Origin of the sequence: Coraliomargarita algicola (assembly GCF_033878955.1) — a bacterium.
GTDB classification, from domain to species: Bacteria; Verrucomicrobiota; Verrucomicrobiia; order Opitutales; family Coraliomargaritaceae; genus Thalassobacterium; species Thalassobacterium algicola.
The window spans coordinates 3,860,247-3,884,732 of the sequence record NZ_CP138858.1; the positions used below are offsets into that span (position 1 = coordinate 3,860,247).

Consider the following 24,486-nt stretch of genomic DNA (forward strand, 5'->3'; position numbering starts at 1 on the left):
TTACTGAGCATACAAACTGAATCCTATTATGCAATTTATCAGCACACGTGGCCAAGTGCCCCCCGTTTCTTTTTCCACTGCGGTGGCGCAAGGTCTCGCGCCCGATGGCGGACTGTATCTTCCCGAGCAGCTTCCCGACTTAAAGCCTTACTTGGCTGAGTGGTCGAAGCTTAGCTACGCCGAGCTGTGTGAAGTCTTCTTTGCCATCTTCGCCACCGATATCGAGGCGGACGAATTAAAGAAGATCGTGACCCGCAGCTATACTAAGTTTGACCATGCCGACATCGCGCCTATCGTAAAACTCGACGATGATCGCTATGTGCTGGAGCTATTCCACGGGCCGACTCTCGCCTTTAAAGACTTTGCCCTGCAACTACTGGGCAATCTGTATGAGTCGCAGATCGCTCGCACGGGCAATCGTATCTCTGTGTTGGGAGCCACCTCCGGTGATACGGGGGCAGCCGCGATTCACGGCCTTTTAGGAAAAGAGGGCGTCACTACATTTATTCTCTATCCCGATGGCCGAATTTCGCCTTTGCAAGAGCGTCAAATGACGTGCACCGGGGCTGACAACGTGTTTCCGCTGGCGATCAAAGGTAGCTTCGACGATGCGCAGACCGCGATGAAGACTGTTTTTGAAGACCGCGAATTCGCCGCAGAAGTGGGGCTTTCTGCAGTCAATTCGATTAACCTCGCCCGTATTTTAGCTCAGTGTGTTTACTATCTCTCAGCTTACTTTCGTTTGCCGGAGGATGTGCGTGACGACATCACCTTTGTGGTGCCGACTGGTAATTTTGGCAATGTGCTGGCTGGTTGGCTGGTGCAGCGTATGGGCTTGCCGATCAAAGGCTTTCGTGTCGCAACCAATCAAAACGATATCCTGCATCGACTGTTTGAAAGTGGCACTTATCAGCTCGATGAGGTGGCACCTAGCGTTGCGCCGTCGATGGATATCCAAGTCGCGTCCAACTTCGAGCGCTTTCTTTACTATGCAGAAGGCCAGGATTCGGAGAAGGTGCGTGAGATCATTCAGACCTTTAAGGAGACTGGGAAATACGTCTTTGAAAACTTTGACCGGGCAGGCTTCAGCAGTTCGCGAACCGATGATGCTCAAATTGCCGCAATCATCAAGGATGTGTATGCGAAGTATGGATACGTCGCCGATCCGCACACAGCCTGTGGTTTTTCCGATGGATTTGAAGGCAAGGAGATCATACTTTCCACCGCGCATCCGGCTAAATTTCCCGATACGATTCAGGATGCCATCGGCGAAGACTCCACGCACCCTTCGCTTGAGGAATTAAAGTCGCGCGAGATTGTAAAATACAGTGTCGAGCCGACGCCCGAAGCAATCAAGGCTTTCATGCGTGCAAGGGTGTAGGCGGATGTCAGTCGCTTTGGGTATCCGAGCCTGATGAGGCAATCGCGAGTGGAAATAAGTCGCGGGGGCTAAAGATCTTTGCTACTTTGACTGCTGTTGGTGCGTCTTTAACCATTCTGTCGGCGAGCTGCCGAAGGCGCGTTTAAAGGCTCTGGAAAAATAATAGACTGAATTAAAGCCCAATGCGTCGGCGGTTTCAGAGACGCTTAAGTGATGGTGCTGCAATAAATCGCGCGAGCGGTTGAGTTTTATGTGGTTTTCAAACTCGCGCGGCGCGTGGCCTGTTTCGCGTTTGAAGGCGAAGCGGAAGCGGGAATAACTGCAACCGAGCTGCTGGGCTAAGGCAGTCAGATCGCTACGTTTGTCCAGTTGTTGCAGCATCGCCGCTTTGGCGCGCTGAACAATGGCGGCGTCGCTGTTGTGCGGCTGTGTGAGCTCGGCTTGATCGGCTTTCAAAAAAGCTAAAATGAGTGGTATATGACTGGCTGCGATTTGATCGCGCCCTGCTATTTCCTGATGGGCCCAGTGCAACAGGCGGTCGAAAAGTCCGGTGATCTCTTGTGGGTGTTGTGTCTGTAATACTGCCCGCTTGGATTGGAAAAACTGGTGCATGACGCGGGTAGCATCTGCGCCGCGAAAACCGACCCATGCTTCGCGCCAGCCAGTGTTCGGCGTGGGGTGGTAGCGGTGCCATTCGCCCGGGAAGATCAAGAGGACGCTACCCGCGGAGACCTGCATTTTAGGGATTTTTTCGGATTCGAATATACCGGAGCCTGCTTCGATGAAGACGATCTGAAACTCGTCCAAGCTTCGGCGTCCATCGCTATCGAATAGATAGCTGAGTGGGTGTTCGGCATCGGGGTATTTTGCCTGTGGAGCGATCTGTTGTCGGCCTGTATCTAAGATGCGCCACCCCCAGCCCGATGCTGCGGGGTCGGAGGGGAAATATCGACTGTAGCTTTGCATGAGTGAGGAGAATGGTAGATGGAATTCGTATTTTTACGATGTCAAAAAGTGCAAATAATCTATCAGCCCGTGTATTCACAGAATCGAGAGGATCGGCTATGCTAGGCTTTTCTCTCTAAACTATAGCCCATTCTGATTTATCCTATGTACCAAGAAGCCAAAGAAATGTACGCCTCGATCGGCGTTGATGTTGAACAAGCTCTGACTGCTCTCGCGAGCACTCCGATCTCCTTGCACTGTTGGCAGGGGGACGATGTGGTGGGCTTTGAATCCGGCGCGGGGGCGCTTGGTAGTGGACTGGCAGTGACTGGTAATTACCCTGGCAAGGCGCGTAGCATTGACGAGTTGCGCCAAGACTTGGAGCAAGTCTTGAGTTTATTGCCGGGGAAGCATCGTTTGAACCTACACGCAATCTATGGTGATTTTGGTGGTCAGAAAATCGATCGCGACGCGATTGAGCTGGCGCATTTTCAAACTTGGATCGATTGGGCTCAGGCGCAGGGCATCGGGATGGACTTCAATCCATCTAATTTTTCTCACGCTAAGGCGGACGATGGTTTCACTCTGAGCCACCCGGATGCAGGCATTCGTGATTTTTGGATCGAGCACTGTAAGCGTAGCCGTGCCATCGCTGCGGAAATGGGCAAGCAACTTGGGAGCGCTGCAGTCACAAATGTGTGGGTTCCGGACGGTATGAAAGATTTGCCGGCTGATCGCCAAGGCTTTCGCCAACGTCTATCCGATAGTCTCGATGCGGTTTTCGCGGACAAACTGGATGCTGCTCACAACATCGATGCTGTTGAGTGTAAGCTCTTCGGCATTGGCTCTGAGAGTTTTGTCGTGGGCTCGCACGAATTTTATATGGGCTATGCGCAAAAGCAGCAAACTGCGCTCTGCTTGGATGCCGGCCACTTTCATCCCACCGAAAGTATTGCGGATAAGATCTCATCCGTATTGATGTATGTGCCCGAGCTCTTGTTACATGTCTCGCGCGGTGTGCGTTGGGACAGTGATCATGTGGTGCTCTTTGATGATGCCACGCAGCAGATTATGCAGGAGCTCGTTCGCTGCGATGCGCTGCCACGCACCCATATCGGGCTTGATTTCTTCGATGCCTCGATCAATCGCATCGCAGCTTGGGCGATCGGTACACGCGCGGCGCAAAAGTCGCTATTACTCGCCTTACTCGAGCCGCGCGCTGCATTACTCGAAGCCGAACTTTCCGGTGATTACACCACGCGTTTGGCCCTCTTGGAACAAGCCAAGGCCTTACCATGGTCCGCGGTGTGGGCTGAGTTTTGCCAGCGTAATGATGTGCCAGATGAGCTGGGTTTGCTGGCTAAGGTGAAAGATTATGAGAAAACGGTGTTGTCCGCTAGAAACTAGGCGTGGCCGAAAGCGTCCTTCAGGGTAATTGTATTCGGTGTTTGAGCACCAGTTTGATGAGTTCCGAAGTGCTTTCGATATTGAGCTTTTTCATGATCCGGTAGCGATGGTTTTCGACGGTTCGTGGGCTGAGCTTGAGTGTGTCTGATATGCTTTGGCTGGTGAGTCCTTCGCCGACCCAATAGAGTATTTCCTGTTCGCGGGGGCTGAGGATCTTATGCAGTGCGTTGGGATCGGATGCGATCTTGTAGCGATTTTCACGCACTAGTTTGGTGTAGTAGAGTCCACCTTCGGCTACGGTGAGCATCGCTTCTTGCAGTGTTTCGATCGGCTGTTCTTTTTCTACGTAGCCTTGGAAGCCGATGTCGTGTATTTGAGTCGTCGTTTGCTCATCCATTTGGGAAGTGATGGCCAGTAGGCGGGCTTGTGGATCATGCTTAAGGATTTGCTTGGCGAGCTCCAGTCCGTTGAGTTTCGGTATGACGATGTCCAGCAGCACCAGGTCCGGTTGTAGTTCGAGGTAGCAGGTAAGCCCCATCTCTCCGTCGGTGGCTTGACCCACGAGCGCGAAGTCTTCGCTTTGCTCGATGTGGTTGGCGAGCAGGTTGAGAAACAGCCGGTGGTCTTCGATGAGTAGGGTGCGATAGGCCATGATGAAGCGCTTAGTCTTGGGTATATTGGATCGGGCGGTAGTGTTCGTTACGAGTCGGAAAGAAGGGGGCGTCTGCTTCTGGTGCTGCGACTTTTTCCACGCCTTCCAGTAGGATGGGCAGGCTGCTAACTTGGGGGCTGAAAATGTCGGGTGATGTTGTGGCGACGAGCAGTAGCACCGGTTCGCTGAACATGCCCGACTTTCCAATCGCCGCCAGAGGCTCACCTGCTTGTATCCGCTCTCCCGTTTCAGGGCGGATGCTATTTTGCTGTAGATTGGCGAAGATCAAATAATGTTGTTGGTCGATTTGCAGTAGCAGGTAGTTGCCAGGGCCTGTGTCTGGATGAATCTGTCCCATGGGGAGGTCGGGAATGCTCTCATTGGCTGTGATGACGGTGCCTGTTGCCGGAGCGAGGATGGTGGCGCCAAAGGCTTCAGGGTAGGGACGATTGCGCTCGGAATCATTGAGAAAAGTCCTCGCCGCCGGGCGCATATGCACGCCGAATGCGCGCGGGGATCGGCTGCTGGATTGCAGCATGTTGTTGAGTAGTGAGTAGCCACCATTCATCACGCAGAATTCCTCTGCAAATGGAGCTTTCAGCAGCACCGATTCTTCAAGGCGGGGCTCCCGTTGGGTTAGCAGGAGCTGGTAGCTGAGTAGTGCGGAAATCGCTAGTATAAATAGATTGGAAAGGCGGTCGATACGTGGGCGCAGGGGCAGCAGGATCATTGCAAAGACTGCGGCGAATATCCAATTCGTCTGTATCCACTGGTAGTATTCAGTTTCAGTGTTTTCCAGTTTGATGGCCACTATTTGTAGAGCGAATGCGGTCAGTGCTAAGCAGACCCATTTATTGAAAATGCTTAGCCAATACTTTATTTGTTTCTTTTGGAAGGGAGTTTTTAGGTGCTCCCAATACAGCTGTCCACGTGCTAAAAAGATGGATTGTATGACGAGCATGGTGGGTGTGCCGTAGCGTAGGCATAGTTCCATTAGCTTGGGCAAGGTGGCATCTTCACAGTGTCTCCATAGAATGGAGGCCAAGAGAATATAGATGAAAGCTTTGATCAGAGATTTGTTCATTGGGATGCCTGATTCCAAGTTCTGAGGTAAAAGTAGCAATGCGTGCCCTGTTGGACTTGGCTGGTGATGTGTAAGTTGGACTTGTGCGCTTTGAGAATGTCGTAGCAGATCTGTAGGCCAATGCCGGTTCCGGGCTCACCGTTGACACCTTTGGTGCTTTCGAGTGCCCGTTGTTTACGCAGACGTTGCAGGCGTTCGGGCGTGATGCCGACTCCCCAGTCTTTGACAGATAGTTTTATCCGCTCGGAATCCACCTCGGCACTGATCCGGACACGACTCTCGGGGTGGCTGTATTTTAGGGCGTTGATGGTTAGATTGCGTAGCACAGATGCGATACTTTCGAAGTCAAAACGCGCAAAGGTCTGTGGCGGAATCTCCCAGTCCAAATGAATTGCCTTGGTTTTGGCCAGCATGGTGAGTGCGGGAGTGATGGCGTCTTGCAAGTCGCTCAGCAGGTAGGGTTGGAGCCCGACTGAATGTTTGCCAGTTTGTAATTGTCCCCATAGCAGCAGGCTTTTAGTGAGCTCAGATAGGTGGGCTGCGCTTCCTTCGATATCTTTTGTATATTCTTTGATGAGTGCCGGCTCGAGACTTTGCGGTGAATCTGCGAGCATACGTGCAAGGCTGCTGACGCCGTCGATGGGGGCTTTAATGTCGTGAGCGATAATGCGCAATAGCTCGCTCTTTTGCTGGTCGGAGGCCGCTAACTCGCTGGTGCGGGCGGCGACGTCGTGTTCCAGTTGGTTGTTATACTGTTCCTGTAGCTCTGCCCGTTTCTCTGCTTCAGATAAGGCATTGGCTTGTGCGGCCTCTCTTTGGTCATTGACCATGCGTATGCGCTCACTCAATCCCACGGCCAAGACGCCCATTTCGATGCCAGATGCGTAGAGCCACTGAAGCAGCAGCTCGGATGTGGGGATGCCACCGGTCATTAAAATACTGGTATACTGCCAGGATACGATGAGTAATAAGAATGTGGCTGGTATGAAAAAGTAAGTTTGCGGTACCTTTTTGAATACACCGTATAAAGCAAGTGAGAGGGCGATTAAGTGACTGCAGGCCCAGATGCTGACGATGATGCTAATGATGGAGCGCCCAAATAGTGTGGCTGGACCGAACATGAAGATCGGCGAGGCCAGAACCAGTGCATTGGCGAGATAAAGCACCGGGCGATAGGCGCGCGGGCAGTAGTGCCTAGTCTGTAGAAATTCCAGTGCGAAACGTAGGAAGAGCCCGGCGGTGAGGACCAATAGGCCGCTGTAGAGGAAGAAATTGACCCCCGCGGGCAGCCAGGCTAGCTGGCCCATTTCGATTCGACTCAGCAGTGTGGTATGTAGATTGAAGTGGACAATGTGCAGTGCACAGGCGGCTAATAAGAAAAGTATATAGTAGAGTGTGTCTTGATCCCGCAGGGCTAAGTAGATGCACCCGTTCATTAAAATAAGTCCGGTCAGGAGACCCATGTAGAGGAAGACCACGTTTTGCTCTGTGTGCGCACGTTCTACATAAACTGCGGGGCTCTCCCACATGGTGATGGCCGGGAGTAGCCAATGGTAGTCCCTCAGGTAGAGGAAGTATGTTTTACTTTCATGCGCGGCGAACTCGATCTGAAAGGCATGCGTCGCGAAGGGGAGTCCTTTTTGAGCGGAAGGAATGTTCTCGCCGTTCTGATACATCGTATAGCTGCCGTCCGGGTGGATCTCGTAAAGTTGCGCGATGTCTACCCAACGGTAATCGATTTCCAGAACACGTTCGAGTGGACGGTCTTCATAGTTGCTCAGTGGTAATTGTATCCAGCAACTCACGAAAATATCGGAGGAGGTCCGCGAGGTGTTCGGATTGTAGGCGGTGAAGCGATCTGGCTGTTGAGCGATTTCTAAAATTTCCTCAATATTGCCTAATGTTTGATCTTTTAGGATAGAGATTTGTGCCCCTTCCGTTACCGGCAGTGCTACGGTTCTTTCTTCCGGATATCGAAAAGCCCGTAAGCCGACGATTAAGGTCAGTATAAAAAATAGGAGGAATAGTGTATAGCGGTGGCTTTTTTTCACAGTAAACACGGATGAGCGGCATGGTCAGCTTCACGCTGCTCCCAATAGTAGTGTGCGGAAATGACTCAAAAAGCAACAGTGCGCTCTTTGAGTAATTTTACTCAAACGTACGATTTGCCCCGCATAACTAGTCGAAGCTAGTGTGATAGTATCTACCTACCAGCTATGAGAGATCTCCAATCGTCCCTTCCCTTTAGTCAATTACTACTCCTTGCGTTTTTCACTGCCGTTTTGGCTGTACCGCCCAGCTCCCTGCAGGCGGCGCTGCCGAGTGGCCTGGAAGTGAGTCATGGTGACATTCGCTTGTCCGGGGATGGGGCGCTTTTAAATATTCATCAGCTCACGCCACAGGCGATCGCCAATTGGCAGAGCTTTTCGATCGATGCGAATAGTGTGGTGAATATTCAGCAATTGGACGAAAATTCGGTCCTGTTAAATCGAGTGATGGGGGCCGATCCTTCCAGTCTGATGGGGCAGTTAAGTGCCAATGGACGTGTATATTTGATCAATCCCAATGGTATCGTGGTCGGGCCAGACGCATCGATTAATACTGCCGATTTTATTGCCTCGGCATTGGATCTTTCGGATAGCGATTTTCTGAATGGAGGCGACTTGTCTTTTGTGGGCGAATCCGCTGCCAGTGTGGTGAATTTGGGGCAGATCACCGCAGCCAATGGAGATGTCATACTTATTGCCCACCAAGTGTCTAATGCAGGTGAGCTACATGCACCGAAGGGGATGGTCGGACTGGCTGCAGGGCAAGAGGTCTTACTGATGGCTGAGGGCGATCCGCGTATAATGGTGAAAACTTCGCTTGCAGGACACAGTTCCGAGCTTGGCGTGGATAACAGCGGTGTGATCCAAGCTGCGGAGGCAGAGCTCGTGGCTGCGGGTGGAAATCTGTATGAGTTAGCGATCAATCAGACAGGCTACATTCAGGCGACTGGGGCCGAAGTGCGCAATGGGCGCGTGTTGCTTACCGCTGAGGATGGCGTGATCGCACATAGCGGGCAAATTCTCGCCAATAACGTCGACGGTAGTGGTGGCGAAGTCCTGATTGGGGGGGATTATCGCGGGCAGAATACAGCCATCGCCAATGCGGCGCGGACCGTAGTGACTGAGGAGGCCGTGATCGATGTGAGTGCCAGCAGTGAGCATGCAGATGCGGGGCGTGTGATCGTGTGGGCAGACGAAGCGACTCGCTTCTGGGGGAATATTTATGGCCAAGGAGGGGCGCAAGCTGGTGCGGGTGCCTTTGTGGAAGTGTCTGGTAAGCAGTATTTGGACTTTGCTGGTTTGGTGGATTTGTCCGCTGCAAATGGGGCAGCGGGCAGCTTGTTGCTCGACCCGGCTTCGTTGACTATTCAGCTGGCGGGCGGCGATAGTGCATCTTCATTGGGAGGCGACCCCTATGTATTTGGAGATGAGTTGGATTCGGGGTCGATCTTACAGGTGTCGACGCTGGAGTCGCAACTGGCTCTCAGTGATGTGACCTTGCTGGCCAGTTTGGCTGATGATGGAGCGAGTTCGTCAATCGTGGTCAATGATGCCGTTAGCTGGACCTCGGGGAATCATCTGACATTTGAATCGGCCAATGATATTTGGATCAATGCCGATTTAAATGCTGGCAGTGGTCATGTAGTTTTCGGCTTAGGTTTTGCCTATGATGGCGAAGTGCTCGGCGGGCCTACACTGACGGGTGATTTTATTGTCGATGGCGCGGCGTCGATTGTTGCGGATACGATCACCATCCGCAATAGCACCGTGGATTCCCATGTCGGGAATTCGAATTTTGGGCCAATGGGGGCGATTGACATCAATGGGGCGCTCACGGTGAATACCTTGGATTTTCAGTATCCCAATCGTCTACCAGGTCGAAACGGAGCTGAAGGCGGTATTCGCGGAGGAATCTCAATCGATCATGCAGCCAATCAAATTGGAACGATCACTACCAGTGAGGCGGACGGGATGATTTATGATGATGTGGTGATTGTCGACAGTGCGGGCGGTCTCGTGCTGGATGGGTTTTTTAATGTGACGGGCGGGGATGTGAGGATTTCCACCGTGGGAGATTTAACCTTAAGCGCCGGCACTCAGCTCGCGGTCAATTCAGGTTATCCGGAACTGGATGGAGACGGGATGATTGGGGGGGACCTCTTTCTCGCGGCGCAAGCAGGTGCCTTTATTAATCAGAGTGATGCGAATGCTCTAATGCCAGATGGCATGGGCCGTTTTCTGGTTTATTCAGATAATCCCAGCGACACGGTAAAAGGTGGCCTGCTGGGGGCACCCGTTTATAATAAGACTTTCTCTGCCAACGCGCCGGACTCAATTACCCAGACCGGCAATCGTTTCCTATACAGTCTCGCTCCGACCTTAACTTTGACTGCGAATAACCTCTCCAAAACAGTCGGAGAGGCGAACCCCATTCTTAGTTTCAATGTGTCCGGATTGGTCGCTGGTGATACGGCTGCTGATGTCTTCAGCGGGGCACCAGCTTTGAGCACGAGTGCAGATATTACCAGTGCGATTGGCGAATACTCCATCGATCTCGCAACGGGCACTGTGGTTTTGTCGGATTATGATTATGGCCTGAACTTGGTAGACGGCATTTTATCGGTAGAAGCCGCAGCCTTAGTTGAGCTCTTGATCACAGCAGATGATATGTTTCGTTATTACGGTGATCACAATCCCGACTTCACTGCTAGCTTTGATGGCCTCATCGACGGCGACGATGCCAGCGTAGTGAATGGATTACAGTTTAGCACAAGCGCGGACTTAACTTCCCCCGTAGGTAACTATACCATCACTCCCTTCGGCGCCACGGCAGAGGCTTACAATATTAGCTATGCCAATGGCACATTGACAGTGAACCCACGCCTTTTAACGATCACTGCATTAGACTTGGAGAAAACCTACGGGGATGCCTTACCCGCATTTGCTAGTTCGGTCAGCGGTTTGGCATCTTTTGATGATGAATCCGACCTTGGAAGTATCAGCTATAGCAGCACTGCCAGTTTGACCACCGCAGATGTGGGCGCCTATGCGATCACCCCTTCCGGTGGTAGCAACGCCAATTACAGTATTAGTTATGTGGCGGGCACTGCTACGGTAACTCCGCGCGCTGCCACAATTACTGCGCCCACGCTCAGTCGTGAATATGGTCTAAATAATCCGACTTACAATGCCACAGGCTCGGGCTTCCTCAGTGGCGAATTTAATCGCAGTCTGGTCGAGTATAATGAGATTTCTGTGTTAGCTGGTATCGGTCACTATACTTTGACTCCGTCCGCTTATGTCGACCCCAACTATAGTATCAGCTATGTCGATGGCTCTTTAGAAATTACCAAAGCGCCCCTGACTTTGACGGCGAATAGTTTTAGCCGTGAGTATGGTTTGGAAAATCCGAGCTTTAGCTTCTACGATTCGGAGTATCGCTTGGGGCATAGCAGTTCGGATGTCTTTAGCGATATTCAGCTATCGTCAACGGCTGCGGTGACTTCCTCCGTCGGCACGTATTCGATCGATTTGGACGTCACCCAAACGAATGAGAATTACGATGTGACGCTACAGAGCGGGAAGTTAACGATTACCAAAGCGCCGCTCCTGGTGGCGCCTACATTAGCTACAAAAATCTATGGTGAGGCGAACCCCGACTTTAGTGTGACCGCTTATGGTCTGCGTAATGGAGATACTGCAAATGTTGTGACTTCAGAGCGGTTCCAAGTATTTGCCAATGAATACTCTGAGGTCGGTAGCTACGAATTGAGCTTATTGGCGGCTACTGCTCAGAACTATAGCCTGAGTTTTAATCCGAGTTTTCTGAATATTACACCACGAGAGCTGACTATTACGGCGAACGATGCGACTCGTGAGTATGGCGATGCCAATCCCATCTTTAGTGCAAGTTTTGATGGCTTAGCGAGTTTTGATGATGAGTCGGTCATTTCTAATCTGCGCTTGTCAACCTCGGCTACGCCCGCCTCGAATGCACTCCAGTATGGCATCCATGTGAGCTCCGATTCAAATCGAAATTATCAGATCAGCTACGAGCCAGGATTTCTAACTGTTACGAAGGCACCGTTGGATATTTCATTGAGTTGGGTCAGTCGCCTTTATGGTGATGGTAATGCCTCCGCGCTCTCGGCTGTTGAGATCGAGGAAGCGTATGGTTTTAAATTAGATGACGATCTCAGTGATATACGGCTCAGTGATCTCACGACTACAGCCACACAGTTTTCGGATGTCGGTAACTACCTGGTCAATGGGAGCATCGACTCTGAGAAATATGAAGTCAGAAGTCTAAACCCCGGTTTGCTCACTGTGACGCCACGACCTTTAACTGTTTTGATCGATATGGATGCCAGCGAACGTGTGCGCAGTTATGGTGATGCAGGCCTTGATGTGAGTGATCACTTGATTGTAGCCAACCTGACTGCATGGGACACAGTTGAGACTGTGTTCGAAGTTGAGGATCCGACTCAGACATTCACGCCCATCGGAGAATATAATTTTACGGGCAAGGTGCTGGATTCGAACTATACGTTGAGCAGTTTTGCCAATACCAGCTTTACCATTCAGCAGCTCGCTTTGGATCTGGTTTTTGATGGTGCGACTCGCGTGTATGGTGGCGATGCGATCAACCTGTGGCATTATTTAGAGACCGACGAGCTCTTTGTTGCCGGAGATACGCCCGAGAGCGTTCTGAGCACGCCGACTGCAGATGTTTCTGTTAGCAGTGATGTGGGGGAATACCCCATTTCCGTCGCTAGCATTAATAGCAACTACACTGTAAACTCTATTACGGGTAAGTTCAGTATCACGCCGCGTCCGTTATTTGTCTATTTAAATGAGATCGAGCGCGTGTTTGGTAATGCGAATCCGTCTGGATACGCGAGCTATCGCATCGCCGGAGGCGCGAACGATCTGCTTAGTTTTGATTCGCTCGATAGCGTGTTACAGGTCAATGCACCTGAGGTGACGGCCGATGTCGGGACTTATTCGCTGACACCTACGATGCTTACAGATAACTATGAGCTACTTTCGTTTGAGGGCAGTATGACTATCAACCCACGCCAGATCACATTGCAACTGCCAGATTCCGTGCGACGTGTTTATGGTGATGCTAATCCCACACTCGATCCCATTGAGGTCTTAACTCCCAGTGGATTGGCCAATTCGGGATTAGCAAGTTTCCACACCGTGGCCGATGTGATTCACGCGGATTTACCTGCCATCGATGCGAGTCCGCAGGTTCTCTATTGGAGTGATGTCTTTTCCTTAAATAGTAATTACAATGTTGATTTTTCCGATGAGTTTCAGTTCCGAATTGATCCACGGCCGATCACGTTGGAACTACCATCTTTTACACGATTGTATGGTGATCTCAATCCAGATGTGACTATCGTCGAGCGCAGCTCGACTGGCAATAGCCAAGGCTTGGCATCCTTTGATACCCTAGAGTCTGCTTTTCCTCTGAGCCTGCCAGATGAGTCTGCTAACGTGGGCAGTTACATGGCGAGCGTCAGCAATTCTAATTACGATATCACGAGCTACGGAGGTGAGATTCAAATCGACCCACGGGTGCTCAAGGTCGACGCGATGAATAAAAGCAGCATCTATGGCGAAGATCATGGCTCTTTCTCTGTCACTACCGTCGAGGGTTCGGACGGCTTTGCATGGTTTGATGATTCTCTTGAGCGACGTATCGAAATTTTGCTGCGCAGCGATCTGGATGAAACGACCGAGGTGGGGACTTATCAATTTGTGAATGAGAGTTTTGAGAACTATATCATTGATCTCCGTTATGGTGGCATCTTGACGGTGAATCCACGTCCAGTGACGATACAATTGCCCGGATTCACGCGTGTGTATGGAAGTGAGAATCCCGAGGATTCAATTTTTGCAGTGGCTGATGGTTCTGCGTATGGCCTCGCTTCGTTTGATCGTCTGGAGGATGTCATCTCATTGGGAGTGGAGACGCCAAGCATACAAACGGATGCAGGCACATACGCCTTCGATATCACTAGCGACCCAAATTACAATTTTAGTTATGTCGGAGAGTCGGCGTATACCATCACTCAGCGGTCCTTGTTTTACCGGATCTCAAATGTCCTCAGGTCCTACGGCGATGATGCTGGGCAGTTGCCCTACCAGGAACTCTTTGCCAGCGACAACTCTGGTATCGCTTCTTTTGATACCTTTGAAGAAGTGGTTCATTTTAATGTGCCTGGAGCGGAAGCAAATGTCGGGCGCTACACTGTGACCGCGGATGTGGATGATAATTATCAAATCACACTGTTCGGTCCCACCGAAGGGCAGGCGCCTTATGTGCAGATCGAACCACGCTATCTATGGGTCGATTTGATGGGCTATGATCGCCTATACGGTGACGAAAATCAGCAAGATGGAGTTATTATTACACAAGGAAGCCTACCATCATTCGCGCAGATGAGTGATGTCTTCGAACTCTTTACACCGTCTGTCAATACGCCTGCTGGGGAGTATGTGGTGAGTCGAGTGCTGGATAATCGCAATTATACTGTGACTGTGAACCGTGGGAGCGAGTCGATGATCATCAGCCCGCGCACTCTCACACTGAGCCTGAATAGTCATCCTTTCGGCTACTATGGTGATGAAAACTTTTTCGCAGATTTTGTGATCGGCGGAGATGGCCTCGCGGCACATGATACTTATAGCGATGTGATTTCGGTGCCCTTGTTGGATCAGTTGAATGCGAACTCGGATGTCGGTTATTATCTCTTGGATTCAGTCGAGCTTGATCCCACTCGTTATACCTTGCAGGACTTTAGCGCTTCGGTGTTCACGCTCTTGCCGCGTCAATTACAGCTCAGCATTCAGGATTTGTCTCTGGATTTTGATAGCATCGATGAGTTGATTGCATACTTAAACGATGAATACCTGGTGGTCGCCGCCGATGTGACAGGCCTACCTGCTGGTGAGAGTATTGATGACGCCTTTCCAGTCATACGTTATCAAGTTGTGGACGATGAGCGTGTTCCACAGTTGCCGGTGATACCGACTATGAACAATGTCGTTATCCCCGAGGTGTCTGAACTGGCAGCAGACTCTAGTTTAATCGGGAATGGGCTCACTTTGATCGCTGGCACCAGTGCACCACCATCGACGGGGGTAAGTCGCAGCTCCAGTGCGATTACAGAGGAGGGTGAAATCAACTTGAGTCAATATCTCACAGTTTACGATGGCTATGACACCGAGGAAAATTACGTGCTGACTGCGGTCCATAATGGCAGCATTCAATTGACCGTGCCGAACACCTTGTCCGATACATTAGTACAGTCTTATACGGGGACGAGCATCACTATCAATGGCACAGATTTCTCGCTCACAGATTTGATGGATCTGGCCAATCAGTCGAGCAACCAAGAGCTGACAGTGGTGAGTGGTAATCAGCCAGCGCCGACACTGGATAGTCTTTTTGCCGGAGGCGATTACAGTCTGGGGATTGATATGATGATGGCATTATTCGAGAGTCTTTTTTCGGATGGAGAGCGTCTGACTTTCGAGGAAGGGAGTTTGTTTTATGAAATTACCCGTAGCACCACAGGAAGCTTAGACGACCTTAGCCCATTCTTGATCCAGCGTTGGTTTGAGCGAAATGCCGACAGTCCGGATTTTATGACGATGCTGGCCGAGCCTTTGGCCGTGTATAGCCAGTCATTTTTAGATAAAGATCCTACGACATACAGTGCTGCAGAGCAGCAGTTCGCAGATTTATTAGGCGAGCATTTAGGCGATGCACGCGACGATGTGGCGGCACGTATGGTTGAGAAGCGAGATGCCTGGATCGCAGTCGAGGAGGCGAAAGGATCCAATTTAGCGGACTTGTTTGGTAAGGATGTACCATGGTCAGACTTTATGAGCGAAGCCGCAGGCGAATTTGTAACGGATAATTTAGAAGGTAAAATCGTCGGCACTGCGATTGCGGCCGGAGCCTCCGGAGCGGGCGTTGCCACTGGTGTGGCGGTGTTAACCTCTTTTGTGATGCCCTACGCCTTCGGTAAAGTCGCTGCCGGTGTTGGCACTTCGATCGCTGCGGGAACGTCTTTGGCGGGGGCGAGTGCCGCCGCGCTTGTGGCCGTGCCAGCAGTCATTGTGGCGGGTGCCGTTGTTGGCAGTGTCGCACGTGGAATACAGGTATTCGACAATGCGGATCAAAAAGTCATCTTTGATGGTATTCAGAGTGAAGTCGGGCGAGACATGAATCCCGCAAACTTTGATTTAACAAATAGTGCAGGTGAGGACCATACGCTCAATCAGTCCATCCTGGCTGGGGCGCTGGCGAGTATGCTGTTCGGCGGGTAGCCAGGCAGATTATATATAAAAACTACTACTACCGATATTAGAATGAGCGTTAAAAATACTTCATCTTTCATACATCTGTCATCACGGCTCTTGTTAGCTCCACTCATGATTGCTGCAGCTGCAAATCCGCTGCATGCACAGAACCTGGAGAAGATACAGCCAGAGCCCGTGCCACAATTAGTCGAGCCATTGGTCTCAGACTCGCCAACGCTGGATATTCAGCAGTTAAGAACCGATTTGATTGGCGCGAATCAGGGGGAGCAGATATTACTCCAAGAGCTGAAGCAGTTGATCATTTTAAAGGATCCTGCTCAGTTGGATACTTTGCAATTGCAGCCCGGGCGGACGACTAACTTGGCCGAGTATCCCGAGCTCGACAGCGAGGGCATGAGAGGAGTGATCGAATTATATCTCGGTTTGCCAGTCTCCCAAGAATCGCTGCAGCGCTTACGGTATTCGATCAAATTGATCCTGAGTCAGGACGGCAAACCCTTTTCATCGGTGTATATTCCGCCGCAGGATATTACGGCAGGCGCGGTGCAAATTGTGGTGCGCCCGAGTACAGTCGGTGAGTTGCGAGTCGAGGGGGCGCAGTATTTTTCTGAGGCGAGCTATCTTTCGCGCCTACAATTAAAAGCGGACGGCCAGATTGATCCGAAAACTATACGCACAGGCATCGATCGTATGAATCAAAATTCCTTTCGTTCCGCAGCTGTGCGCGTCGAAAAAGGGGAGGCGCCCGGCACTACGGATGTCGTGCTGCAAGTGCGCGAGCGTAAGCCATATCGTGTGTTTGCCGGATACAATAACACCGGCAGTTTGAGCACCACTGAAGACCGTATGTTTGTCGGCTTCACCTTGGGCAATGTATTTGGCCGCGCGCATCAAATGACCATGCAAGCGACCAGCGATTTGGATATCGAGCACTCCAAGTCAGTGTCGGGAAATTATACTATGGATCTACCCTATAATCACACGGCGACATTTTTCGGAGCTTATTCTGAAATCGTGAGCTTGCCCAGTGGCGGTTTTGATCAGGCGGGCACCAGTTGGCAATTAGGGCTAAATTATCAGATTCCGCTGCCCCCCATCGGACAGGCCTACAGTCATCGTGTGAATCTGGGGCTGGATTATAAATCCAGTGATAACAATCTAGAGCTGAACTTAGCGCCCTTTATCATTCCTATTTATGATAATCTGACGCATGTCGCACAGTTTCGTGCGCAGTATCAGGGCAGCCTGACAGATCGTTTTGGCAGCACCAGTTTTGCAGCCAAATTAACTTATTCGCCCGGTAATTTAGGCTCCAAAAATGAAGACGATGCCTTCGGGCAGTCGCGGGCATTTGCGACCGCTGACTATATCTATACCAATTTGGAATTATCGCGTAGCACTCATTTCACAGGCATCATGGATGGCTGGACATGGTTATTGCGCGGGGAGCTGCAGCTTTCGGACAGCAATCTACTCAGTAGTGAGCAGTTTAGTGCCGGCGGCAGCAATTCCGTGCGTGGTTATGAAGAGAGCGAAGTGGTGGGTGACAATGCCTATTTCATCTCGCAGGAACTACAATTGCCGATCATTCCAACCAAGCTGCGGCTGCCTGGATATGAACGTGATGGAGCGCTGCGCCTCTTTGTGTTCGAGGATTACGCCAAGACCTGGAATACCGATAAGCTGAGCGGGGAAGAGGGCTTTTCTTTACATAGTGTCGGAGCAGGCTTGCGTTATCAAGTGGCGCAGGATTTGACCTTTAACCTGTCCCATGGTTGGCAACTGCGTGACAGCGGTAGCAGCAGCACCGGGGATAACTATCGCAGCCACGTCTCCATTCAGTTCAGCTATTAGTGCTGTGTGTGTGCACTTTAGTTGGCTGTATCCAAGAGCGTCTGCACTGAAGTTAGCGGCCCCGCGAGCGTGAGCTCGTCGCCTACTTGCAGTTGCTCCGCAGCGGAGAAACTAACTTGTAGCTTGCTGCCTCTTCGAATGCCGACGACTTGTATCCCAAAACGCGCAGGCCAGTTTAACTCACTTAAGCTACGGCCTGACCATGGGGAGGATTGGGCAATGACCAATTTAGTTAGAATTGCGCTGCTTAAATTCGCCTCTGCGGGCTCTTCATGTTCGGTTTCCCGCGTGAGCATCGCGAGTGCTTGCTCTAGATTTTCTGCACTGCCGACTAAGTAGAGTTGGTCACCTGTGTAGAGCGACTCGGATGCAGACACTCTATTGAGTGAATAGCCCTGCCGGTCGATTGAAATGACGGTGACGCCGAATCTTTTGCGTAAATTCAGTTCGCCCATGCTTTGGCCGATCACTTGAGCGCGCAATGGCACTTCGACCTCGATGATGTTTAAGCCGAGTTCTTCGCGGACTTTTTTAGACAATTCCGCCACTTTGGAGTCGGGGTTGAGCTCTTCGGCAAATGCGGATTTGATGGAATGCTCGGCATGGCTATGCCAGCGTACCCAATTTCGCCAGCCGTAGTGGAGTGTGATGCCTAAGACCACCAGTAGAATAATCCATTCGCCAGTGTCGATGCTGCCGATTGGTAGCAGGTTGAACAGCCATAAGCTCAGTAGAATGAGGCCTGCCCAGCGCAGTAGGATGTCGATCCGACTCATACTGTCGGTCGATTTCTTGAGCTTGCTAGTCATGTAGTCCGCCAGGATCATGGCTATGGCCGAAATATTGCGATAGAGTGCAATCAGTGGCCCGAAAATTAGTAGTGAAACACCCAACCAATAAAACAGATCGCTCATGGGTAACCAGCCCAGTGTTTCGTCGGCCCAAGCGGTGAATTTCGCTTCCAGAGGACGCGCAAAAAGTAGTACCGCCGTCACCAATAACCACTCTGCGCCGACTTGCCACAGGCGCGGGCGTAGTAGGCGCCATAGGATACTACGATCTGAGGTTCGCATTACCTTGGCCCACGAATTTTGATAACTGGTCAGCCAGGTGCCGATCCATCCAATCCGCGAAGGTCGAAACCACCTCACCCAGGTATCGCTTTTCTTGACTGTCATCGGTGCGAGCAGGGAGGTGACAAATGAGATCCCCACGGCGGCCACTTGCATGGTGTCGTCCAAGATGCCGGATGCGACGCCCAGACCTGCGATGACGAATGAAAATTCACCGATCGGGGTGACACAGAAAGCAGCTTTCATTGCGACCTCTTCATCTTCGCAGACTGAAAGGAAACCTAAAGTTGCGGCGATCGGACGCACTAAAAACGCCAGAGTGACGCCTAAAGCGATGATTCCCAGTGCTTCCGGGAAGCGGGTGACATCGATTGCCATGCCGATCGCGGTGAAGAACAGTGCCACAAATATATCCTTCAGTCCGGAGAAGGAGCGCTCAATGGCTTGCACGCGTTTGGTTTCTGCCAAAATCACGCCACAGAGAAAGGCGCCCAAAGCGATCGAGTAGCCCGCACTGAGTGCAAGCCAAGCCATGGCAAAGAGTAGGCCAGCTACGATTAAGGTCTCTAGCTCGATTCCACCCCGTTTCTCAAAGCGATTTAGCCAGCGTGGTAACACCACGATGCCAGGAAGAATGATGAGTGCAACAAATGCGATTAATAGAGCGACCGTGCCGAATATCTCGCCCATGCCTGCGTTGCCGCTGGCTTGCTCCATCGCCACATAGGAGCCTAGGTAGCCTAGCATGACAATGGCTACGATATCTTCGAGTAGAGTCATCGCCAGTGCCAATTGCCCCGCCCTGCGGTGCATGAGTTGGTTGTCGTAAATGAGCTTACCCACTATGGCCGAGCTGCTGCCCATCAGCATGGCCGCTAGAAATAAGGCCGTGGTCTCATCAAAGCCTAGGAGTAAGGCGCTGCAGCGCGCGAGTGTGAGCGTACCGAGCGCCGTGATCACTGTGGCCAGCATCACTCCGAGCCCCACTTGACGGAGCTTGCGCAGGCGTAAGCCCAAGCCGATGAAGAACATTAAAAAGACCAGTCCCAATTGGGAGAGTAATTGAATGCGCACCACGTCGGTGACGTAGGGGAAGGTGATTTGCGGGGTGCCCACGATGATGCCCGCGGCTAGATAACCAACGATCACCGAGATGCCCAGACGTTTGCAAAGCCATCCGCTCAGGCCCGCTGCTAATAGGACGACTGCCAGGTCCTGGATTAGAAATTCAACTAAATTAACTGTGGAATTCATTATGGAGGAAACGAAGCCTAGTTCAGGTAATCAACGTTTCCCCCATCTCAATTCAGCGCGAAGTTATTTGCAAGCCACGTGTGAAGATGGGTGCTTTTTAGGCTGTGGGCAGTGTGATCTGTGCTCCGATTCTATTTAGTCGGCTAAGCGTAGGCTTTCAGCTTGAATGACGAGTTGGCCGTGGCTGTCGGGCAGTGGATAGATCTGCCCGCGCAGGTAGACCTTTTGTTCGAGGTAGGGGGCCAGATCGTTGATGTAGATTTTTGAGAAGTCCACATAGGCGATCAGTCTGCCTTCCGGTGATTTGAGGCGAATCGGATAGTCGGGGCCCTTGGCGTTGATTTCACGCACCAGTGTGCCCGTGAGTAGACGAGGGGCTTTGGCCGGACCGAGTTCAGGTTTGGCCTCATAGGCCTGCGTTTGGTCGGGAGAGACCATGATGGGATCTGTGATCGCGGGGACGGGGGCAGCTGCCGTGCCAGTGGGAAGTGGAGAGTGAGGCACGGAGCCTGAGTGCCGCTGCGCTGTTGCAGGCTGCCAGGCGACATTTTCGGGGGGCAGGGTATTCGGGTCCAGTTGAGCGATAGGCTGGTCGGGGTTGACTTGTGCGCGTGGCGCTGGGATGGCGACTGGCTCGGGAAAAGCGATCGCTTGGGGTGCCGGTGCTTGGGCCGAGGGGGCTGGCGGCGTGGAGAGCTGTCGCGCTTGGAGATCGAGGGCCGACTGCTGGCTGGCGTCGCTTAGAAAATAGCCGGTGATCTCTTTGCTTAGGCGGACGGTGGCCCATTCCTCTTTGACGCGTACGATCTCATAGCTGTCGCCAGTGGCGATATGAGTGATGCTGGCAGATTCCGAGGTGGGCAGATATTGGACCGGGGTGCCCGGCTGGATTTCGAAGTTTTTGCTCAAGCTAGCCTCGGGCACATAGCCGGTAAAGGGGCTGGGCATGGGCAGTTGTCGCCAGCCCAGATGTGCATTGATCGGTGCGGGCGCTGTGTCGAGCAGCACCTTTTCGCTGGCGGTCACTTTGGCGATCACAGGCGCGTCTGCTTCCGGAGCCAGGTGCAGCAGGATCTCCTTGGCGGCGTGGGAGCTGTGACAAAGCCCGAGGCAGATGAGTAGGCTGTAAAAAAGAATTCTTAGCATGTGTTGCGTTGGGTTCGTTTTTCTGGGTGCGCGACTTGTCATAGCCATCCTGCCGCGGGCGTGACTGCTGGCCTTGCTGGCCTTAGCGGAAGAGGCGCTCGATATCTTTCTTTCCGAGGATCTTGATGCCGCCGCGTGGGATGTTTTTAAGCACGATGCCGCCGATTTGCACGCGGACGAGTTTTTTAACAAAGTAGCGGTTCGCTTCAAAGAGGCGGCGCACTTCGCGTTTTTTGCCGTGGTGGAGGTGCACTTCCAGTCGGCGTAGGTGGCCTTCGCCCATCTGCGGAGCAGGGATGACCTTTTCGGCTTTTAAAAAGTCGCCTTCGTATTCGGTGCCAGCGAGTAGCTTGGGGATGTCGGCTTTGTTAAAGTCGCGATGCAGCACCACCCGGTAGCGCTTTACGATTTCGGTGCTGGGGTGGGTGAGTCGGTGTGCAAGGTCGCCATCGTTGGTGATAACTAATAGGCCCTCACTGTCTTTATCCAAGCGCCCGGCGCAAAATAGGCGTTGGCGCTGTAGATCCGGAGGTAGTAGCTCGAAGACCGTGCGATCCGCATGTGGGTCTGAGTTGGTGCAAAGCACGCCCTTAGGCTTGTTCATGATCAGAGTGATCGGGCGCTCTTCTTTGCGCATGATCGGCTTATTGTTCACGAAGATGGCGGCATCGAGGGTGGCTTTATCGCCCAATTGGGCGATTTTCCCATTTACGCGGACATTGCCTTCTTCGATGAAGCGTTCGGCCTCGCGGCGGGAGCAGAGCCCTGAATTGGCAATGAGCTTTTGGATGCGTTGTGGTTCTTGTTCTGACATTACGCTTACTAGAGTCTTTAAGTTGCGTGGCTGTCAATGTTGCTTGGAGCTAACATTGGGCTTGCGCCAAGTCGGCGAATTGTCGGAAACTTCACTTTACATGAGTGAAACCACAGAGAAAAGAATCGCCCTCGTTACTGGCGCCGGTCGTGGCATCGGGAAAAGCATCGCCGAGTTGCTCGCGAGCAAGGGGCACCACGTAATTTGCATCAGTCGATCAGAGAGCTCTTGCGGTGCGGTGGCCGATGCCATCAACGCAGGTGGAGGCTCCGCGGAGTCGCGCGCGCTGGATGTGGCTGACAAGGCTGCTGTTAAAGAAGCCTGCGAAGCCTTGCTCGAAAAGCACGGTAATATTGATATTCTTGTCAATAACGCGGGCATCACACGCGATGGTTTACTCTTCCGTATGAGTGACGACGATTGGGATGATGTGATCGAAACCAATCTTTCCAGTTGCTTTACCTTTATCAAATATCTCGCTCGTCCGATGACGCGTAAGCGTTGGGGGCGCATCATTAATATGGCGTCCGTGATCGGCCTGACTGGCAATGCGGGCCAAGCGAACTACGCCGCCGCCAAAGCGGGTATGATCGGCTTGACCAAGAGCCTGGCTAAGGAGTTTGCGGCGCGCAATGTGACCGTGAATGCAGTGGCTCCAGGTTTCATCGCGACCGATATGACTGCGGAGCTCAACGAGAAGCAACAAGAGGCGATCGTCGGTATCATTCCCATGAAGCGTATGGGCGAAGCCAAGGACATCGCAGCCACGACTGCCTTCCTCGCATCGGAGGACGCAGGATACATCACCGGACAAGTTTTTACAGTTGACGGTGGTATGGTCATGTGATGCCACATTGACAGCTAGTTTTATTTAACCTAATACACAGAAAATTATGTCAGACCAAACAATCGAACAACGCGTAAAGACAATTATCGTCGATCAGCTTAACGTTAACGAGGAGCAAGTGACTCCAGAAGCATCTTTCTTGGATGATCTTGGTGCCGATTCCCTTGATACTGTTGAACTTATCATGGCTTTCGAAGAAGAATTCAGCGATGAAATCGACGGAGAGATTCCAGAATCGGATGCTGAAAAGCTTCAAACTGTTGGCGACGTGATCAAATATATCACTGAAAAGGCAGGATAAGAAAATTCTACTTTCAAACTTACGATTAAGCCGCTTAAATGCGGCTTAATTTTTATACAGACATCATGAGTGAAGCAATTGAGAAACAACGTGTCGTGATCACAGGTATCGGCACCGTGACAAGTTACGGTGACGGGGTGGAAACTTTCTGGGATAATCTATTGGCCGGCAAGAGTGGCATCGATACGGTGAAATCCTTCGATATTACGGAATATCCTTCGAAGGTGGGTGCCGAGTGTACTGACTTTCAGGCGGGGCAATATATGGACCCCAAGGAGGCACGCCGTAACGATCGCTACACGCAATTTGCGGTGGCTGCTTCACGTTTAGCGCTCAAAGATGCGGGGATCGAGGACACCTCAAAGCTGGATGCCGACCGTTTTGGCGTGTTGATTGGCTCTGGTATCGGAGGGATGTTGACGATTCAGACGCAAAGCCGTCGCCTCTATGAAGGTGGGCCACGTCGTGTTTCGCCATTCATGATTCCTTCACTCATTGCAAATATCGCCAGTGGCGTGGTCGCGATTGAAGTTGGAGCTCGTGGGCCAAACTTCGGTATCGTCAGCGCCTGCGCTTCGGGCACGCACAGTATCGGCGAAGCCTTCCAAAAGCTACGCGATGGTGACAGCGATATTATGTTGGCAGGTGGTAGTGAAGCCGCGGTTACAGAGCTCGGATACGCAGGCTTCTGCTCGATGAAGGCGATGAGCACCAGCTATAATGACAATCCTACGACTGCCAGCCGTCCTTTCGATAAGGGCCGCGATGGCTTTATCATGGGTGAAGGCGCCGGCGTGCTGGTGCTGGAAACGCTGGAACACGCGCAAGCGCGTGGTGCGACAATTTATTGCGAAATCGCTGGTTACAGCGCCACTTGTGATGCGTATCACATCACTTCGCCTGATCCAGAAGGTAAGGCCCTGGGCACTGCGATGCGTAATGTGGTTAAAGAGGCAGGCATTCAGCCTGAAGACGTCAGCTACATCAATGCGCACGGCACTTCGACTCCTTACAATGATAAATTTGAAACCAGTGCCATCAAAAAGGCATTTGGCGAGCATGCCTATAAGCTGTCTGTCTCTTCGACTAAGGGCATGACGGGGCACCTGCTCGGCGCTGCGGGCGGCGTGGAGTCGGCGGTCTGTGCACTTGCGATTCGCGATGGCAAAATCCCCGCGACGATCAATTACAACGAGCCAGATCCGGATTGTGATCTCGATTACGTGCCGAATGAGATGCGTGAGGCCGAAGTCAACGTAGCGATCTGCAATAACCTCGGTTTTGGCGGTCATAATGCGACCTTGCTTTTCAAAAAGCTGGTCTAAGCAACTGGTCTA

General features: G+C 51.9%; 14 protein-coding genes. 7 read left to right on the forward strand and 7 right to left on the reverse strand.

Going from position 1 to position 24,486, the window contains the following annotated elements; all coding sequences use genetic code 11:
• Positions 1-28: 28 nt before the first annotated feature.
• A complete protein-coding gene (thrC, locus tag SH580_RS15920) occupies positions 29-1,381 on the forward strand; it encodes a threonine synthase (protein WP_319831826.1) in 1,353 nt (450 codons plus the stop codon).
• Between the two features lie 81 nt (positions 1,382-1,462).
• Here thrC and SH580_RS15925 read toward each other — a convergent pair whose 3' ends face one another.
• Complete coding sequence (locus SH580_RS15925) at positions 1,463-2,347, reverse strand: helix-turn-helix domain-containing protein (RefSeq protein WP_319831827.1); 885 nt, start codon at positions 2,345-2,347, stop codon at positions 1,463-1,465.
• A 144-nt stretch (positions 2,348-2,491) separates the two neighbouring features.
• On the opposite strand from SH580_RS15925, the gene SH580_RS15930 reads away from it, so the two are divergent.
• Positions 2,492-3,733: an L-rhamnose isomerase gene (locus tag SH580_RS15930; RefSeq protein ID WP_319831828.1), complete on the forward strand. Its 1,242-nt coding sequence runs from the start codon at positions 2,492-2,494 to the stop codon at positions 3,731-3,733.
• Between the two features lie 19 nt (positions 3,734-3,752).
• On the opposite strand, the gene SH580_RS15935 is transcribed toward SH580_RS15930, so the two are convergent.
• The 3 genes from SH580_RS15935 to SH580_RS15945 are packed head-to-tail and all read right to left on the reverse strand — an operon-like array spanning position 3,753 to position 7,520.
• A complete protein-coding gene (locus SH580_RS15935; RefSeq protein WP_319831829.1) occupies positions 3,753-4,385 on the reverse strand; it encodes a response regulator in 633 nt (210 codons plus the stop codon).
• 10 nt (positions 4,386-4,395) lie between these two features.
• Entirely contained in the window at positions 4,396-5,469 is a 1,074-nt protein-coding gene (locus tag SH580_RS15940) for a M23 family metallopeptidase (RefSeq protein ID WP_319831830.1), read from the reverse strand.
• Positions 5,466-7,520, reverse strand: a complete 2,055-nt coding sequence (locus tag SH580_RS15945) for a sensor histidine kinase (protein ID WP_308948145.1) — start codon at positions 7,518-7,520, stop codon at positions 5,466-5,468. The genes SH580_RS15940 and SH580_RS15945 overlap by 4 nt, the downstream gene beginning before the upstream one ends.
• Before the next feature lie 165 nt (positions 7,521-7,685).
• Between SH580_RS15945 and SH580_RS15950 the strand changes: the two genes are divergently transcribed.
• Together SH580_RS15950 and SH580_RS15955 are read left to right on the forward strand one after the other, a co-directional pair.
• Positions 7,686-15,866, forward strand: a complete 8,181-nt coding sequence (locus SH580_RS15950) for an MBG domain-containing protein (protein WP_319831831.1) — start codon at positions 7,686-7,688, stop codon at positions 15,864-15,866.
• Between the two features lie 90 nt (positions 15,867-15,956).
• Complete coding sequence (locus tag SH580_RS15955; protein WP_319831832.1) at positions 15,957-17,714, forward strand: ShlB/FhaC/HecB family hemolysin secretion/activation protein; 1,758 nt, start codon at positions 15,957-15,959, stop codon at positions 17,712-17,714.
• Between the two features lie 17 nt (positions 17,715-17,731).
• Here SH580_RS15955 and SH580_RS15960 read toward each other — a convergent pair whose 3' ends face one another.
• The 3 genes from SH580_RS15960 to SH580_RS15970 form a co-directional block, all read right to left on the reverse strand.
• On the reverse strand, positions 17,732-20,041 hold the full coding sequence (locus tag SH580_RS15960; protein ID WP_319831833.1) for a cation:proton antiporter domain-containing protein: 2,310 nt from the start codon (positions 20,039-20,041) through the stop codon (positions 17,732-17,734).
• A 135-nt stretch (positions 20,042-20,176) separates the two neighbouring features.
• Positions 20,177-21,187, reverse strand: coding sequence for a hypothetical protein (locus tag SH580_RS15965; RefSeq protein ID WP_319831834.1), 1,011 nt, complete (start codon positions 21,185-21,187; stop codon positions 20,177-20,179).
• A gap of 82 nt (positions 21,188-21,269) precedes the next feature.
• Positions 21,270-22,001: a pseudouridine synthase gene (locus tag SH580_RS15970; protein WP_319831835.1), complete on the reverse strand. Its 732-nt coding sequence runs from the start codon at positions 21,999-22,001 to the stop codon at positions 21,270-21,272.
• 100 nt (positions 22,002-22,101) lie between these two features.
• Here SH580_RS15970 and fabG point away from each other — a divergent pair, with 100 nt between their 5' ends.
• The 3 genes from fabG to fabF all read left to right on the forward strand — a co-directional run bounded on the left by fabG (position 22,102) and on the right by fabF (position 24,474).
• A complete protein-coding gene (gene fabG, locus SH580_RS15975) occupies positions 22,102-22,848 on the forward strand; it encodes a 3-oxoacyl-[acyl-carrier-protein] reductase (RefSeq protein WP_319831836.1) in 747 nt (248 codons plus the stop codon).
• Positions 22,849-22,894: 46 nt separating this feature from the next.
• Positions 22,895-23,149, forward strand: coding sequence for an acyl carrier protein (locus SH580_RS15980; RefSeq protein WP_308948153.1), 255 nt, complete (start codon positions 22,895-22,897; stop codon positions 23,147-23,149).
• 65 nt (positions 23,150-23,214) lie between these two features.
• Positions 23,215-24,474 (forward strand): beta-ketoacyl-ACP synthase II, encoded by a 1,260-nt coding sequence (gene fabF, locus SH580_RS15985; protein WP_319831837.1) that lies wholly within the window; start codon positions 23,215-23,217, stop codon positions 24,472-24,474.
• Positions 24,475-24,486 lie beyond the last annotated feature (12 nt).